Source organism: Nocardia sp. NPDC019323, from assembly GCF_044389845.1.
Taxonomy (GTDB): Bacteria; Actinomycetota; Actinomycetes; order Mycobacteriales; family Mycobacteriaceae; genus Nocardia; species Nocardia implantans.
Map to the genome: position 1 here is coordinate 1147557 of NZ_JBIRYN010000002.1, position 14848 is coordinate 1162404.

18 protein-coding genes and 4 tRNA genes are annotated in these 14848 nt (G+C 67.4%); 16 read left to right on the top strand and 6 right to left on the bottom strand.

What is annotated here, in order from left to right:
* Positions 1–91 precede the first annotated feature (91 nt).
* On the bottom strand, positions 92–565 hold the full coding sequence (locus ACH49X_RS12850; RefSeq protein ID WP_195083097.1) for a DUF3592 domain-containing protein: 474 nt from the start codon (positions 563–565) through the stop codon (positions 92–94).
* Between the two features lie 39 nt (positions 566–604).
* On the opposite strand from ACH49X_RS12850, the gene ACH49X_RS12855 reads away from it, so the two are divergent.
* Positions 605–1111, top strand: a complete 507-nt coding sequence (locus ACH49X_RS12855; protein WP_195083096.1) for a DUF2505 domain-containing protein — start codon at positions 605–607, stop codon at positions 1109–1111.
* A 45-nt stretch (positions 1112–1156) separates the two neighbouring features.
* Here ACH49X_RS12855 and ACH49X_RS12860 read toward each other — a convergent pair whose 3' ends face one another.
* The 3 genes from ACH49X_RS12860 to ACH49X_RS12870 are packed head-to-tail and all read right to left on the bottom strand — an operon-like array spanning position 1157 to position 3365.
* The gene (locus ACH49X_RS12860) at positions 1157–1594 is read right to left on the bottom strand and encodes a VOC family protein (RefSeq protein WP_067810448.1); all 438 of its coding nucleotides are present in this window, start codon (positions 1592–1594) and stop codon (positions 1157–1159) included.
* Positions 1595–1651: 57 nt separating this feature from the next.
* Positions 1652–2080 (bottom strand): helix-turn-helix domain-containing protein, encoded by a 429-nt coding sequence (locus ACH49X_RS12865; protein WP_195083094.1) that lies wholly within the window; start codon positions 2078–2080, stop codon positions 1652–1654.
* A gap of 16 nt (positions 2081–2096) precedes the next feature.
* Positions 2097–3365 (bottom strand): geranylgeranyl reductase family protein, encoded by a 1269-nt coding sequence (locus ACH49X_RS12870; RefSeq protein ID WP_357209315.1) that lies wholly within the window; start codon positions 3363–3365, stop codon positions 2097–2099.
* 184 nt (positions 3366–3549) lie between these two features.
* On the opposite strand from ACH49X_RS12870, the gene ACH49X_RS12875 reads away from it, so the two are divergent.
* On the top strand, positions 3550–4596 hold the full coding sequence (locus ACH49X_RS12875; protein WP_357113078.1) for a polyprenyl synthetase family protein: 1047 nt from the start codon (positions 3550–3552) through the stop codon (positions 4594–4596).
* Between the two features lie 447 nt (positions 4597–5043).
* Entirely contained in the window at positions 5044–5925 is an 882-nt protein-coding gene (gene htpX, locus ACH49X_RS12880) for a zinc metalloprotease HtpX (RefSeq protein WP_067810450.1), read from the top strand.
* A gap of 11 nt (positions 5926–5936) precedes the next feature.
* Here htpX and ACH49X_RS12885 read toward each other — a convergent pair whose 3' ends face one another.
* Positions 5937–6401 (bottom strand): MarR family winged helix-turn-helix transcriptional regulator, encoded by a 465-nt coding sequence (locus ACH49X_RS12885; RefSeq protein ID WP_195083092.1) that lies wholly within the window; start codon positions 6399–6401, stop codon positions 5937–5939.
* Positions 6402–6417: 16 nt separating this feature from the next.
* Positions 6418–6909, bottom strand: a complete 492-nt coding sequence (locus tag ACH49X_RS12890) for a YajQ family cyclic di-GMP-binding protein (RefSeq protein WP_039802015.1) — start codon at positions 6907–6909, stop codon at positions 6418–6420.
* A 174-nt stretch (positions 6910–7083) separates the two neighbouring features.
* On the opposite strand from ACH49X_RS12890, the gene ACH49X_RS12895 reads away from it, so the two are divergent.
* The 13 genes from ACH49X_RS12895 (at position 7084) to rplL (ending at position 14555) form a co-directional block, all read left to right on the top strand.
* Positions 7084–7166, top strand: a tRNA-Tyr gene (locus ACH49X_RS12895).
* A 651-nt stretch (positions 7167–7817) separates the two neighbouring features.
* Positions 7818–7890: transfer RNA gene (locus tag ACH49X_RS12900), tRNA-Thr, on the top strand.
* A 76-nt stretch (positions 7891–7966) separates the two neighbouring features.
* Positions 7967–8042, top strand: a tRNA-Met gene (locus ACH49X_RS12905).
* Positions 8043–8084: 42 nt separating this feature from the next.
* Positions 8085–8255: a 50S ribosomal protein L33 gene (gene rpmG, locus ACH49X_RS12910; protein WP_011211653.1), complete on the top strand. Its 171-nt coding sequence runs from the start codon at positions 8085–8087 to the stop codon at positions 8253–8255.
* Positions 8256–8438: 183 nt separating this feature from the next.
* Positions 8439–9503, top strand: a complete 1065-nt coding sequence (locus ACH49X_RS12915) for a fused (3R)-hydroxyacyl-ACP dehydratase subunits HadA/HadB (protein ID WP_323124677.1) — start codon at positions 8439–8441, stop codon at positions 9501–9503.
* A gap of 222 nt (positions 9504–9725) precedes the next feature.
* Positions 9726–9798 (top strand) — tRNA-Trp (locus ACH49X_RS12920).
* 108 nt (positions 9799–9906) lie between these two features.
* Positions 9907–10305, top strand: coding sequence for a preprotein translocase subunit SecE (secE, locus tag ACH49X_RS12925; protein ID WP_195083091.1), 399 nt, complete (start codon positions 9907–9909; stop codon positions 10303–10305).
* Between the two features lie 119 nt (positions 10306–10424).
* The gene (nusG, locus tag ACH49X_RS12930) at positions 10425–11213 is read left to right on the top strand and encodes a transcription termination/antitermination protein NusG (protein ID WP_357113147.1); all 789 of its coding nucleotides are present in this window, start codon (positions 10425–10427) and stop codon (positions 11211–11213) included.
* Between the two features lie 94 nt (positions 11214–11307).
* Positions 11308–11742, top strand: coding sequence for a 50S ribosomal protein L11 (gene rplK / locus ACH49X_RS12935; RefSeq protein ID WP_040783829.1), 435 nt, complete (start codon positions 11308–11310; stop codon positions 11740–11742).
* 74 nt (positions 11743–11816) lie between these two features.
* A complete protein-coding gene (gene rplA / locus ACH49X_RS12940; RefSeq protein ID WP_067810457.1) occupies positions 11817–12530 on the top strand; it encodes a 50S ribosomal protein L1 in 714 nt (237 codons plus the stop codon).
* A 98-nt stretch (positions 12531–12628) separates the two neighbouring features.
* Positions 12629–13168 carry an NADPH-dependent FMN reductase gene (locus tag ACH49X_RS12945; RefSeq protein ID WP_357209317.1) on the top strand — a complete coding sequence of 180 codons (540 nt, stop codon included), beginning with the start codon at positions 12629–12631 and terminating at the stop codon, positions 13166–13168.
* Between the two features lie 410 nt (positions 13169–13578).
* Positions 13579–14118, top strand: a complete 540-nt coding sequence (rplJ, locus tag ACH49X_RS12950; protein WP_067810461.1) for a 50S ribosomal protein L10 — start codon at positions 13579–13581, stop codon at positions 14116–14118.
* Positions 14119–14174: 56 nt separating this feature from the next.
* Positions 14175–14555, top strand: coding sequence for a 50S ribosomal protein L7/L12 (gene rplL, locus ACH49X_RS12955; RefSeq protein WP_043733084.1), 381 nt, complete (start codon positions 14175–14177; stop codon positions 14553–14555).
* The last annotated feature ends 293 nt before the right edge of the window (positions 14556–14848 follow it).

A 14848-nucleotide genomic window follows, 5' to 3' on the forward strand; every position in this document is an offset into this window, starting at 1 on the left:
CGCACCGCGCCACGCCGCCACGCCGAAGTGAAGCGCACGGGAAGATCCGGCGAACTATGGGAATCGGGCGGCTTCCTCGGTGGTGCGGATCTCAGGCCTGCGGCGCCGGCCTGCCCACGGGAGCGGGATGACGCCTGCCCGCGCGGACGAGCAGCCACAGCGCGGGCAGCGCGAGCAGCCACACCACGACGATCACCGACAACGCGGGCGGAATGGCGACGCGCACGTCCCGGCCCTCCACCCGCACCAGGTCCGGGTCGCTGCGGCGGTACTCCACACGAATCCGCTCACCCGCGGTCAAGTTCGTCGGATACAGCACGCCGACCTTCGGATTGTGCGTCTCGCCGTCCGGCGTGACATACATGACCGCGGAGCGCAGCCGCCCCGCCGAGAGCACCTCGGCCGTGGTGCTGCCCTTGTCGGAGCTGATCAGATAGTCGTTGCGCCACGCGGCCAGCACCAGCAGCCCGACGAGCACGCTCACCGCCGTCGCGGCGACGAGCACGCCGATCCTGGCCCGTCGCAGGCGGATCGGCCGCCCGGTGAACTGGCTGGTTTCCGACACCGCCACAGGCTACCGACCGGCTCGGCTACGGTGGCGGCCATGTCCCGAAAATTCAGCTTCACCGTGCCGTACACAGTCCCGGTCGAAGATCTCCACCGGGCACTCACCACCGACGACGTCTGGCGGGCCCGCTTCGCCGACGCACCGACGGCGACGCTAGACCTGTCGCATCCCGACGGCGCGGGCACCATTCGCATCCATATGACCGAAAAGGCCGCCGAGGACAAGGTGCCTGCGCTGGTCCGCAAGGTGCTCAAGAGCGAACTCACCTTCTCCCGCACCGACCACTGGCAGCCGCTGGTGGGTGAGGTCGCCAAGGGCACCTTCGAGGCAAGCACCGGCGGCATCAACACCGCGATGTCCGGGTCCTACGAGATCCGCTCCACGGCGGAAGGTTCCGAGATCGAGGTCGTCGGCACCGTGCAGGTGAAGGTCCCGGTGGTCGGCGGGGCGATCGAGCCGCTCGCCGAGCAGTTGCACCACCGGGTGCTCAACAGCGAGCGCAAATTCATCGAAGAGTGGCTTTCCGCGAAACCGACCGCCTGAGCAGGCGCGTTGCCCCAGCGAGCGCCGGGGCAACGCCGTCGCGGCCTAGGCGAAGTCCTGTGGCGAGAACTCTTTCGGCTCGACCAGCACCAGCCAGTTCCCCGAGTTGTCCCGGATGATCGCCTCGGTTCCGTAGGGCCGTTCGGCGGGCGGCTGCACGAACTCCACCCCTTTGGCGGTGAGCTCTTCGAAGGTTTTCTGGCAGTTCTCGGTGCGCAGGCCGAGCGAGCCGTGCGTGCCGTTGGCCAGCGCGCGCCGGACGGCGTCGGCATAGTTCTCGTCCAGCGGCGGGCCGGGAAGCATCAGCGTGATCTCCAGCTCGGGGTGCGCCGGATGCGCGACGGTGACCCAGCGGAAGCCGTTGTCGCCCATCGTGACGTCGCTGGTCTCGACGAACCCGAGCTTGTCGACGTACCACTCTTTCGCGGCGGTTTGGTCGGTGACGTACACGGTGACCAGGGAAACGTTCGTAATCGTCGTCATGCGGCCAGGCTATGGGGAGCGCCGCGCCACCGGCTTCTCCGAAATTGCGCCGTTCGCTCAGCCGCGCGGCGTGCGGTCGGAGAGCCCGTGCATGAACACGAAGCAGCCGGGAATGCGCGGAGCGCCGTCGGCGAACTTCGCCTGGTACTCCGACGGCGTGACCCCGACCAGCTGCCGGAACTTGCTGCTGAACGAGCCGAGGCTGCTGTAGCCGACCAGCATGCACACCTCGGTGACCGTCAGATTGGTCGCGCGCAGCAGATCCTGGGCGCGTTCGATGCGCCGCTCGGCCAGGTACACGGCCGGGGTGCGGCCGTAGACCGCGGCGAACGCGCGCAGGAAGTGATACTTCGACACCCCGGCGGCGGCCGCGAGCTCGTCCAGATTCAGCGGGTCGGCGTAATGGCGATCGGCCAGATCCCTGGCTCGGCGCAGATGCGGCAGCAGATACAGCGGGGGCGACCCGCGAGTTTCCCGATCGGCCATCGCGCCGCCCTCGTCCCTAGGCGAACGGCGGACGCTCGTCGAAGCGCAGCGACGCCCGCCCCGCCATCCGCCACGCCCGCGCGGTCAGATCGACGTCCTCGTCGGTGACCAGATTGCCCATCACGCGGACCGCGGTGCGCTGCAAGTACTTCGACCGCATCACCGGAGGACCGCCCAGCGGCACCATGCGCGGGTGCGTGGCGAGGCCCGCGATCCGCCGGGCCACCGAGAACGTGCGGCCGTAGCGAGCGCGCAGCGTCTGCGGCCAGATCGTGGTGAAATCGGGTTCGTCCAGCAGGGCGGCCAGCATGTGGCCGCCCTCCAAGCCGTAATCGATGCCTTCACCGTTGAGCGGATTCACACACCCGGCGGCGTCGCCGATCAGCACCCAGTTGCGGCCCGCGACGTTCGACACCGCCCCGCCCATCGGCAGCAGGGCCGATGCCACCGCTCGCAGCGAACCCTCGAACTGCCATTCCTCGGTGCGCAGCGCGGTGTAGTGCGCCAGCAGTGGCTTCAACGCGATGTGCGAAGGACGGCGCTCCGTGGCCAGCGACCCCACACCGATGTTCACCTCGCCATTGCCGAGCGGGAACACCCAGCCGTAACCGGGAACCAGCTCGCCGGAGGCGTCGCGCAACTCCAGGTGCGAGGTGATCCACTGATCATCGCTGCGGCCGGACTTGATGTAGGCCCGCGCGGCGGTGCCGTAGGCGTACTGCCGGTGCCAGACGCGGCCGAGCAGCCGCCCGATCGGCGAACGCACCCCGTCGGCGACCACCAGCGTGCGGCAGGAGATGGTGCGCGTGCCGTCGGCCGTACGCACCGTCACACCCGTGACCCGATCACCCTCTCGGGTGACATCGATTACTTTCGTGCCGTCCACCATGCGCGCGCCCGACTTCACCGCCGTCTCGCGCAGCTTGTCGTCGAGTTCGGTTCGCGGCACCGCGCTTCCGTACGTCGGGAAGGAACCGCCCGGCCAGCTCAACAGCGCCTCGCGGCCGAAACCGGTCATCCGGAGCCCGTGGTTGACGACGTGCGCGCGCACCCACTCGCCGAGCCCCAGCTGCTCCAATTCGGCGGTCGCACGCGGCGTGAGCCCGTCACCGCAGGTCTTGTCCCTGGGAAAGACGGCGGAATCGACGAGCACCACGTCCCGTCCCGCCCGCGCCGCCCACGCCGCCGACGCCGATCCGGCCGGGCCCGCGCCGACGACCAGCACCTCGGCCCGGCTGGGCAACGCGTCCTCGTCGCGTGCGGGACTCGCTTCCGGTGAACCCATGCGGTCCATACTCGCAGGGCCGTCGCGCCGGTGTCGACGGCGGTCGCGCTCGCGTCGTCGACGGTCACCAGCGAGCCGGTGCGGCACTGGACGATCCTCCACAGAGTGACGGTGTTCATGGGCCATCCGACCGGGACACGCTAGGTTCTCTACCGTGGGGTCGGACGCATCGCTGGGAGAAGGAATGAGCACATCGGCCATGAGCGAGCGCAGCGAGCGAATCATGGACACGGCGGGCACGGTCGTGGCCGGGGTCGACCTCGGTGACGTCGGGCTAGCCGACACCGTGCGCAACGGCTTGGCCGACGTGGAGAAACTCCTGGTCGACGAGCTGTCCGACGGCGCGGAGTTCCTCCAGGAGGCCGCGCTGCACCTGGCCAAGGCAGGCGGCAAACGATTCCGTCCGCTCTTCACCATCCTCACCGGACAGCTCGGCCCTCGCCCGGCCGATCCCGCTCTGATCACCGCGGGCACCGTCGTCGAACTCGTGCACCTGGCCACGCTGTACCACGACGACGTGATGGACGAGGCCCCCATGCGCCGCGGCGCCCCGAGCGTCAACTCGCGGTGGGGCAACAACATCGCCATCCTCGCGGGCGACTACCTGTTCGCACACGCGTCCCGGCTCACCTCCACCCTCGGCCCCGACGCGGTGCGCATCATCGCCGAGACCTTCGCCGAACTGGTCACCGGCCAGATGCGCGAGACCATGGGCGCCCGCGAGACCCAGGACCCCGTGGAGCACTACCTGCGGGTGGTGTGGGAGAAGACCGGTTCGCTCATCGCCGCCGCGGGCCGCTTCGGCGGCACCTTCTCGGGCGCGGACCCCGAGCACGTCGAGCGACTGGCCCGCCTCGGCGACGCGGTCGGCACCGCCTTCCAGATCTCCGACGACATCATCGACATCTCCTCCGCGTCCGAGCAGTCCGGCAAGACCCCCGGCACCGATCTGCGCGAAGGTGTGCACACCCTGCCGGTGCTGTACGCGCTGCGCGAAGAGGGCGCCGAAGGCGACCGCCTGCGCAAACTGCTCGCCCGCCCGCTGGAGACCGACGACGAGGTGAAGGAAGCACTCGACCTGCTCGCCGATTCCCGCGGCATGGCGCTGGCCAAGGAGAAGCTCCAGGGCTACGCCGACCTCGCCTACGCCGAGCTGTCCGCGTTGCCCGGCGGCCCCGCCAACGACGCGCTGGAGCGGCTGGTCCGCTACACCATCGAACGCGTTGGGTGAGCTGTGTTCGATTTGCCGCGACTTCGTCGCGGCGTGTTCGCGGCCCTCTGATGGCTCGCGTGTGCGCGACCGCCGCTTGCTCCTTCGTCGCGTACGCGGCGGCCGCGCACACGCGAGCCGGGCCGCGAACGGCGCATGCTCGGTCTCGCTTCGCTCGAAAGTCGTGGTCGGGGTGCGCTGGGCTCGTGAGTGTCCGAGGGCGGGACCCGGTGTACTGCCTTCTTCGTCGCTCAGGTGGCGCGCAGACGTGAGCCGGGCCGCGAACGGCAATGCTCGGTCGGAAGAGAGGTCGCGGTGCGTTCGGCGTGGCCGCGGGGGAGTCGCCGGGGCCAGGGCACACTGCCGTAGGCGGCAGCGGGGTGGGCTTCACCGGAACTTTGCCTGGGGCTTCTATCGTTTATCTGCTGTAAGGCGACTCGGTGAACGGGGGAGCGGCAAGGGAGACGTATGCACGGGCACGGGTTTGCGAACGGGCTGAAGACGTTCGGGCTGATGGTGGGTCTGTCGGCCCTCATCGTGTTCATCGGCGCGCTGTTCCGCAACCCGACGATTCTCGTCGTCGCGATCCTGCTCGCGGTGGGCATGAACGCCTACGCCTACTTCAACAGCGACAAGATCGCCTTGCGGGCCATGCACGCGCAGCCGGTCAGCGAGCTGGAGGCCCCCGTCATGTACCGGATCGTGCGTGAGTTGGCCACGCTCGCGCGCCAACCGATGCCGAGGCTGTACATCAGCCCCACGAACGCGCCCAACGCCTTCGCCACGGGACGCAATCCCCGCCATGCCGCGGTCTGCTGCACCAGCGGCATCCTGCAACTGCTCGACGAACGGGAGTTGCGGGCCGTGCTCGGCCACGAACTGTCGCATGTCTACAACCGCGACATCCTCATCTCCTCGATCGCGGGAGCGCTCGCCGCGGTCATCTCGGGCGTGGCGAACATGGCCGTCTACTTGTCCATGTTCGGTGGCAATCGCAACGGCGAGGGCCCGAACGTGCTGGCCGTGCTGCTGGTGTCGCTGCTCGGCCCGATCGCGGCCACGCTGATCAAGCTGGCCGTCTCCCGCTCCCGCGAATTCCAGGCCGACCAATCCGGCGCCGAACTGACCGGCGACCCGCTCGCGCTGGCTTCCGCGTTGCGGAAGATCGAACGCGGCGTGCACACCGCCCCGCTTCCGCCCGAGCCGCGGCTGGCGTCGCAGTCGCATCTGATGATCGCCAACCCGTTCCGTCCGGGTGAGCGGGTGGCCCGCTGGTTCTCCACGCACCCGCCGATGAACGAACGCGTCGCCCGGCTGGAGGAGATGGCGGGCGGACCGCGCCGGTACTGAGTCCCGCGGTCTCAGTCGTCGGCGGCCAGCTGGGCTTCGAAGGCGCGGAACGTATCGACGAACAACTTCCGCTGCTGGGGCGTGAGCGGTTCGAGCACCGCGCGCCAGGCACGGGCACTGCGCCCCAGCCACTTGTGCACGGATATCTCATGTGCCGGCGCGATGGCGACGATGGTGCGTCGCCGGTCGGCCGGGTCCGCGCCGCGCTCGAGCACGCCTTGCTTGCTGAGTTCGGCGACCATCAAGCTCACCGTCGTCGGCGCGACCTCCAGCCGCGCGGCCAGATCCGTCACCGTGGTCGGCCCGTCGAACACCAGGTTGGCCAGCAGCGACAGGTGCCGCGGCGCCAGCGAGAACGACTCCAGCTCCTTCGGGACGCCCAGCTTCTTGGCCCGGCCCACCACGCGGGGCATCAGCAGCAACAACGTCCGGATGCCCGCGTCCACACCGAGTCCGGCCCGCTCCTCGGTCGACATGCGCCGCGGTGAGCGTTCAGCGGTAGTTGACGAACTGCAGCGCGATCCCGAAATCCTCGCCCTTCAGCAGGGCGATGACGGCCTGAAGATCGTCGCGTTTCTTGCTGCTCACCCGCAGCTCGTCGCCCTGGATCTGCGCCTTAACGCCCTTGGGGCCCTCGTCCCTGATCTTCTTGGAGATCTTCTTCGCGTGCTCGGAGTCGATGCCCTGCACCAGCGAACCGGTGATCTTGTACACCTTGCCGGAGGAGACCGGCTCACCCGCGTCGAACGCCTTCAGCGAGATGTCGCGGCGGATCAGCTTCTCCTTGAACACCTCCAGCGCGGCCTTGACCCGCTCCTCCGCCTCCGCGGTGAGCACGATCTTGTCCTCGCCGGACCATTCGATCGACGCGCCGGTGCCGCGGAAGTCGTAGCGGGTGTTGAGCTCCTTCTCCGCCTGATGCAGGGCGTTGTCGACCTCCTGCCGGTCGACCTTGCTCACAACATCGAAAGACGAATCAGCCACGCTGCGCTCCTGTTCTGACGGTCCGACGGGTGAGCTGAGCCCGGACGCTTCCAGCCACCGTCAGTTCTACCCGGAGACCCGAGGGTAGTCGCGTCGCATGGCCGATAGCCAGCCGGTTTGCATTCAGGGTGCGGGTTCGATGTATTCTGCTCAGCGCGCCGAGAAAGCGCGAACGGCAGGTTGCCCGAGCGGCCAATGGGAGCAGACTGTAAATCTGTCGGTGAAAGCCTACGTAGGTTCGAATCCTACACCTGCCACTCCGCTCACCAGGCGAGCCCTGTACGCAGAAAGCGCGTACAGGGCTCGCTTCGTAATGTCTTGTGGGGGTGCAACCCCCACGCCCCGCCCGGCGGGTCTTCGCCCCCCGGACCCCCCTTCCAGTGGTTGCGGTGGGCGCGGATCTTTCGTTCGTACGGCGCGCGTTCCAAGTGCGGCGTGGGCGTATTGGTCTCATGCGTGCCGTTGTCTGGGTGCGCTGATCGCTTACCGTCATTCGTGGGTGGGCATCGCGTCCGCGCATGGCGGCCGGTTGGATGCCTTTTCGGTCGTTCTCATCGGTTGCTTTGTTCGTCGATCGACAGATGTGTCGTGGAGATTTCGGTCACTTCGGGTAGGCGATTCGATCAGGTATTTGTCGAGCGGTGGCCTCGCGGTTCCGGGGTCGCCGTGCGGTGTGGTTCGGCGGGAGGCTTCGCGGATTGCTCGTCGGATCGGTGTCGCGCAGGCGGCGCGATCGTGAGTGGTGGACGCTTCCCGGTGGGCCAGGAATGGCGGCTCGCCGCGTTCGTGCGTGGGAAAATGCCCTTCTGACCACGCGGTTTGGTAGTGGGAGCGTCGAGTGTGTAACCTCGTTCAAGACTTCACCGCGCTGAGGTCGAGTGTTTGGGGCTCGGTGCGGAAGTAGTCATGCCCCCTTAGCTCAGTCGGCAGAGCGTTTCCATGGTAAGGAAAAGGTCAACGGTTCGATTCCGTTAGGGGGCTCGCCGGATTGCCGGTGGTGACCGACTCGGCATCGCTCCCGTAGTGCGGGCTCGGCACCATGGCAATGCGACGCCGTGGCGGTGTAGCTCAGTCGGTAGAGCAAACGACTCATAATCGTTGTGTCGCCGGTTCAAGTCCGGCCATCGCTACCACAACCGATACAAGCCCATCAGGTACCGGAAAGAAGGCATATCGTGGCCGCGAAGTCCACCGATGTCCGGCCAAAGATCACCTTGGCCTGCGAGCAGTGCAAGCATCGCAACTACATCACCAAGAAGAACCGGCGCAACGACCCGGACCGGCTGGAGCTGAAGAAGTTCTGCCCGAACTGCGGCACGCACCGGGCGCATCGCGAATCCCGCTAGTCATCCACGCGTGACCTACCGCGTGGTGTAGCGCCGGGAGTCGCATCCCGGTATCTCGGGCCGTGGCACCGCGAGGGCCGGACAACTGTCCGGCCCTGACGCATTTTCACGGTGTGGGTGCGGTGGTGAGCGCTCCGCAGACTCCGGGTGACGGGGTCAGATAGGTACAGTCCTCCCGTGACAATCAACACCGGTACAGACGAAGCGGTCCAGACGGGCGAGGCGCTCGACCCCGCGACGAACGCAGCGGCGATGGTCGGACACCACTACCGCGTCGACGACTACTACGAGGTCGGCCGCGAGAAGGTGCGTGAATACGCCCGCGCCGTGCAGGACTACCATCCGGTGCACTGGGACGAGGACGCGGCGCAGGAGTACGGGTACGACAACCTGCTCGCGCCGGTCACCTTCATCTCCCTGGTCGGCATTCTCGCTCAGCGCAAATTGTTCGAAGAGGTCGTCACCGGTTACGACCTCAGCCAGATCATGCAGACCGATCAGATTCTGGAATTCCATCGCCCGATCAAGGTCGGCGACCAGCTCACCTGCGATGTCCACCTGCACTCGTTCCGGCAGGCCTTCGGCGGCGACATCATCGTGACCAAGAACATCGTCACCGCGCAGAACGACGAGTTGGTGCTCACCACCTACACCACCCTCGTCGGCCGCAGCGGCGGCGACATCGACCCGAACCTCAACGCCGCCGTCCGCAACGTGCTCATGCACGGCATCGGCGAGGACGCGCCGGGGCACCGCCCGCGTTCGCTCGCGGTCAGCCAGGCGCCCGCCGCTGTCGTGCCGCCCGCGCAGGGCGTACGCACGAAGCACGCCCTCCGGTTCGAGGACGTCGCGGTGGGCGACGAGCTGCCGACGCGCATCGTCCGGCTCACCCGCGGCGATCTGGTGAACTACGCGGGCGTCTCCGGCGACGCCAACCCGATCCACTGGAGCGACGAGGTCGTGAAGCTGGTCGGTCTGGACAACGTGGTCGCGCACGGCATGCTGACCATGGGACTCGGCGGCGGTTTCGTCACCTCGTGGCTCGGCGATCCCGGCGCGGTCAAGGAATACAACGTCCGCTTCACCAGCCCGGTCTACGTCGGCTCCGACGAGGCCGCCGAAATCGAGTACACCGGTAAGGTGAAGTCGGTCGATCCGGAGACCAGGACCGCGGTCGTGGCCATCGTCGCCAAGTCGGCGGGGAAGAAGATCTTCGGCCGCGCCACCGCGACGGTGCAGCTGGCCTGACCAGGGACAGCGACCCGGATTGGCTAATGGCGCGCACGGTAACGTACACTCAGGTTTCTGGGGTCGCCAGCCGCTGCGCGCTGCTCTGAGGGGCTGGTTCCAGGCGGTCCGCGCGGATCGCCCACGGGGCCGGCAACTGCCGGAGCGGCGCGCGTGTTGTGTGACACCAGGACACAACTGAATATCGGAACAGTGGTTGGACAGCCAACATCGTCCGACCAAAGGGGCGTAGCTCAACTGGCAGAGCAGCGGTCTCCAAAACCGCAGGTTGCAGGTTCAAGTCCTGTCGCCCCTGCCCTGGATGCCAGCGACGAGAGAGGATCGACGTGAGCGAGCGTAGCGAGCGAGCCATTGGCACAGCGCGCATCGCGCACGGCGGCACCGAGCGCAGCGAGGAGAAGGCGTGAGCGACGAGCGGGACATTCGCCGCGGCGCACATGCCGCCGACGACGGCGATGACACCGCCGCAGCGACACGGCCGAGCGGAAAGCGATCCGCGCGGCGGACTCGCGCTGGGTCCTCGCAGGTCGATACGGGCGCTCTCGCCACGCTCGACCGTCCGTCGCGGAAGGCAACCAAGGCGACCGATCGGGCCGAACGCAAGAAGTCGGGTAATCCGTTCAAGCGTTTGATCAAGTTCCTGCGTGAGGTCATCGCGGAACTGCGCAAGGTGATCTGGCCCAACCGGAAGCAGATGGTCACCTATACGAGCGTTGTTCTGGTGTTCGTGATTTTCATGGTCGCGTTCATCAGCGGGTTGGATCTGGCGTTCATCAAGGGTGTCAACTGGCTGTTCGGCTAGCTGAACGACGCCGACGCCGGTAGCCGAGCCCGGGGCGGACACGGGCGGCAGTGATGTCGCCGCGCGCCCGGCCCGGCACGCAGAGGATGTACGTGACGACACAGGAAGCGAGTGCCCCAGTGAGCACCCCGGAGAACGACACACACGACAAGTTCCCGGCCGACGACGCGGTGGCCGAGCCCACCGACTCCGTCGAGGAGTTCGCGACCGACGAGCCCGCGGTCGAGGAATCGGAGCCCGCTGAGTCCGCCCCTGCCGCCGCCGTCGATGCCGAGCCCGCCGATCCGGTCGCCGAGATGAAGGCAGCGCTGCGGCGCGCCCCCGGCGAGTGGTACGTCATCCACTCCTACGCCGGCTACGAGAACAAGGTGAAGGCCAACCTCGAGACCCGCGTGCAGAACCTGGACCTGGAGGACTACATCTTCCAGGTCGAGGTGCCCACCGAAGAGGTCACCGAGATCAAGAACGGCCAGCGCAAGCACGTCAACCGCAAGGTGCTGCCCGGCTACATCCTGGTCCGCATGGAGCTCAACGACGAGTCGTGGGGCGCGGTGCGCAACACTCCCGGCGTCACCGGCTTCGTCGGCGCCACCTCGCGCCCGTCGCCGCTGTCCATCGACGACGTGGTGAAGTTCCTCGTCCCGGCCGCGCAGCAGCAGAAGAAGCCCGCCGCGGCGGCCGCGGCGGCCACCCAGGAGACCGCGGGCGGCGAGGTCGCGCCGAAGCCGGTCATCGAGGTCGACTTCGAGGTCGGCGAGTCGGTGACCGTCATGGACGGCCCGTTCGCGACGCTGCCCGCCAGCATTTCCGAGGTCAACGCCGAGCAGCAGAAGCTCAAGGTGCTCGTGTCGATCTTCGGCCGCGAGACCCCGGTCGAGCTGGCGTTCACCCAGGTGGCGAAGATCTAGATCCGTTCCGTCCACGACGGGATGACGCGCCCGCGCCGCGGGTCGACGCACAGACTTGCAAAGAGCAAGGGACACCAACACCTAGGAAAGAAAGATGCCCCCCAAGAAGAAGAAGCTCGCCGGGATCATCAAGCTTCAGATCCAGGCCGGCCAGGCGAACCCGGCCCCTCCGGTCGGCCCCGCGCTCGGTCAGCACGGCGTCAACATCATGGAGTTCTGCAAGGCGTACAACGCCGCGACCGAGTCGCAGCGTGGCAACGTCATCCCGGTCGAGATCTCGGTGTACGAGGACCGGTCGTTCGACTTCAAGCTGAAGACCCCGCCCGCCGCCAAGCTGCTGCTGAAGGCCGCGGGTGTGCAGAAGGGCTCGGCGGAGCCGCACCGCAACAAGGTCGCCAAGGTGACCATGGACCAGGTGCGCGAGATCGCCAAGACCAAGCAGGAAGATCTGAACGCCAACGACCTCGATCAGGCGGCCAAGATCATCGCGGGCACCGCGCGTTCGATGGGCATCACCATCGAAGGCTGAGCGGAATCGCTCCCTGGTGGGAGGGCCGGCCAGGCCCGATAACCACGTCTGACTACCGACAAGGACAGAGAATCATGGCAAAACGAAGCAAGGCGTACCTCGCCGCGGCCGAGAAGGTCGATCGCACGAAGCTCTACTCCCCGCTGGCCGCCGCGCGCCTGGCGAAGGAGACCGCAACCACCAAGACCGACGCGACCGTCGAGGTCGCCGTGCGTCTCGGTGTGGATCCCCGCAAGGCGGACCAGATGGTCCGCGGCACGGTCAACCTGCCGCACGGCACCGGTAAGACCGCCCGCGTCATCGTCTTCGCCGCTGGCGAGAAGGCCGCCGAGGCCGAGGCCGCCGGTGCCGACGCCGTCGGCGCCGAGGACCTGATCGAGCGGATCCAGGGCGGCTGGCTGGACTTCGACGCCGCGATCGCCACCCCGGACCAGATGGCCAAGGTCGGCCGGATCGCGCGCGTTCTCGGCCCGCGCGGCCTGATGCCGAACCCGAAGACGGGCACGGTCACCACCGACGTGACCAAGGCCGTCAACGACATCAAGGGCGGCAAGATCAACTTCCGCGTCGACAAGCAGGCCAACCTGCACTTCGTCATCGGCAAGGCGTCCTTCGACGACAGCAAGCTGGTGGAGAACTACGGCGCCGCGCTGGACGAGATCCTGCGCGCCAAGCCGTCGACCGCCAAGGGCCGCTACGTCAAGAAGGTGACGGTCTCGACGAACACCGGACCGGGCATCCCGGTGGACCCGAACCGCACCCGCAACCTCCTCGAAGAGGACGCGTAAGCAGCGGCTGAGCCGATCGCGACGGCGGGAACGCGTAATGCGTTCCCGCCGTCGCGCGTTCGCGGACTAATCCGCCGCGTGGCGCGGTTGGGTTCGATGTGACCGTCGTTCTGTTGATCTCGGGCAGCACTCGCGCCGCCTCCACCAATTCCGCCGCGCTGCGCACCGTCTCGGCCGTCGCCCCGGCGGGTGTCGAGGCCGTCTGGTACGACGGCTTGGCGGACTTGCCCGCCTTCAACCCGGACGACGACGGCACCGCGCATCCATCGGTTGCCGCTCTGCGCGAACACCTTTCGCGCGCCCACGCCGTGCTGTTCTGCACGCCCGAATACGCGGGCACGTTGCCGGGCAGCCTGAAGAACTTGCTGGACTGGACCGTCGGCGCGGGGGATCTGCATGACAAACCGGTCGCCTGGATCACCGTCGCCGTCCCAGGGCGCGGTGACGGCGCGACCGCGACGCTGCGCAGCGTGCTCGGCTATGTCGGAGCCGACATCGTTTCCGATGCCTGTCTGCGGCTGCCGGTGCTGCGCGAGAACGTTGGTCCGGACGGATTGATCGCAGGCACAGAATTCCGGTCCGGCGCCGTGAACGTGCTGCGCGAGCTGGTCCGGCATGCCGAGAGCGCGACGTCGTGAGAACCGTCACCGGCGGGGTCTCCCGTCGAGCGGCGTAGTGGAATACACGCCGGCACACAACGATTCGGCGGCCGGACGGTTTCGGTCCGGCAGGCGGCCTGACCCCGTTTTGGCAGATGGAAGCCCGTCCGGGTACATTGGAGTTCAGTTATCGACGAGTTCGATCGCTACCCAATCCGTTCTACCGAAGACCGTTGGTCGCCGATCCCGCATGGGTTCGGTCGAAGGTCCGGCGACATTGCCGGCGGCCCACGCAGGGAGAGCCGAGGCTGGGAATTGATCCGGGTGTGCGCCGGATCGGTTTTCCTGTTGCGCCCCGGAACGCTCTGCGTTCGGGGCGTTTGTTTTGTCGCCGGCCCCTGATCGGTAGTTCGCGTATACGAACCGACCAATCAGAGAGGAGGCGAAGTATGGCGAAACCCGAGAAGGTCACCGCGGTCGAGGAGATCGCGGAGCAGTTCAAGAGCTCGACGGCCACCGTCGTCACGGAATACCGTGGCCTGTCGGTCGGCAAGCTCACCGAGCTGCGGCGCGCGCTCGGCGCCGAAGCCACGTACTCCGTCGCCAAGAACACCCTGGTCAAGCGTGCCGCCGCCGAGGCGGGCGTGGAAGGTCTTGACGAGCTGTTCGTCGGGCCGACCGCGATCACCTTCATCACGGGTGAGCCGGTCAACGCGGCCAAGGCCCTGAAGACCTTCGCGAAGGACAACAAGGCGCTCATCATCAAGGGCGGCTACATGGACGGCGCTCCGCTGTCCGTGGCCGAGGTCGAGCGGATCGCCGACCTGGAGACCCGCGAGGTGCTGCTGGCCAAGCTGGCGGGCGCGCTCAAGGGCAACCTCACCAAGGCCGCCGGTCTGTTCAACGCTCCCGCCTCGCAGGTGGCCCGCCTGGCCGCCGCGCTGCAGGAGAAGAAGCAGGCCGAAGAAGGCGGATCGGCCGCCGAGTAAGACCCGTGCGGCACGACCTGCCCGCATAGACATCAACTACCGAAAGGAACACAACAATGGCCAACGTTGACGAACTGCTCGAGACCTTCGGCAACATGACCCTGCTCGAGCTGTCGGACTTCGTGAAGAAGTTCGAGGAGAAGTTCGAGGTCACCGCGGCCGCTCCGGTCGCCGTCGCCGCCGTCGGCGGTGCCGCCGCTCCGGCCGAGGCCGCCGAGGAGCAGGACGAGTTCGACGTCGTGCTCGAGGGCGCGGGCGACAAGAAGATCCAGGTCATCAAGGTGGTCCGCGAGATCGTCTCCGGCCTGGGCCTGAAGGAAGCCAAGGACCTCGTCGAGAGCGCTCCGAAGCCGATCCTGGAGAAGGTCGCCAAGGAGGCCGCCGAGGCCGCCAAGGCGAAGCTGGAAGAGGCCGGCGCCAAGGTCTCGGTCAAGTAATTCACGACCGAACACGCCGAACGGGCGGTCCCTTATGGGGACCGCCCGTTTTGCGTTTTCTGGCAATCTCGCCGCTATCGCCGATACCGAAAGGATTGCGGAGTTACTACGGAGTCAGGTTGGGGTGTGCCCGATCTGTCCCATGAGTTACAGTGACCGAACCCACACGTGACGACCGTGATGACCGAGCTCGCGGTTCGCCGGTGGGGCAGCTCGCTGAGAATTGTGGAGGTTGGCGTGGGCGTCGAGGTCAGGACCGAGAGTGTGACCAAGTCTTTCGGTTCCCAGCGTAT

Bases quoted from the DNA above. Each gene is read 5' to 3' on its own strand.
- ACH49X_RS12855 (WP_195083096.1), top strand. From the start codon at position 605: ATGTCCCGAAAATTCAGCTTCACCGTGCCGTACACAGTCCCGGTCGAA.
- ACH49X_RS12860 (WP_067810448.1), bottom strand. From the start codon at position 1,594: ATGACGACGATTACGAACGTTTCCCTGGTCACCGTGTACGTCACCGAC.
- ACH49X_RS12865 (WP_195083094.1), bottom strand. From the start codon at position 2,080: ATGGCCGATCGGGAAACTCGCGGGTCGCCCCCGCTGTATCTGCTGCCG.
- ACH49X_RS12870 (WP_357209315.1), bottom strand. From the start codon at position 3,365: ATGGGTTCACCGGAAGCGAGTCCCGCACGCGACGAGGACGCGTTGCCC.
- ACH49X_RS12875 (WP_357113078.1), top strand. From the start codon at position 3,550: ATGAGCACATCGGCCATGAGCGAGCGCAGCGAGCGAATCATGGACACG.
- htpX (WP_067810450.1), top strand. From the start codon at position 5,044: ATGCACGGGCACGGGTTTGCGAACGGGCTGAAGACGTTCGGGCTGATG.
- ACH49X_RS12885 (WP_195083092.1), bottom strand. From the start codon at position 6,401: ATGTCGACCGAGGAGCGGGCCGGACTCGGTGTGGACGCGGGCATCCGG.
- rplK (WP_040783829.1), top strand. From the start codon at position 11,308: ATGCCCCCCAAGAAGAAGAAGCTCGCCGGGATCATCAAGCTTCAGATC.
- rplA (WP_067810457.1), top strand. From the start codon at position 11,817: ATGGCAAAACGAAGCAAGGCGTACCTCGCCGCGGCCGAGAAGGTCGAT.
- rplJ (WP_067810461.1), top strand. From the start codon at position 13,579: ATGGCGAAACCCGAGAAGGTCACCGCGGTCGAGGAGATCGCGGAGCAG.
- rplL (WP_043733084.1), top strand. From the start codon at position 14,175: ATGGCCAACGTTGACGAACTGCTCGAGACCTTCGGCAACATGACCCTG.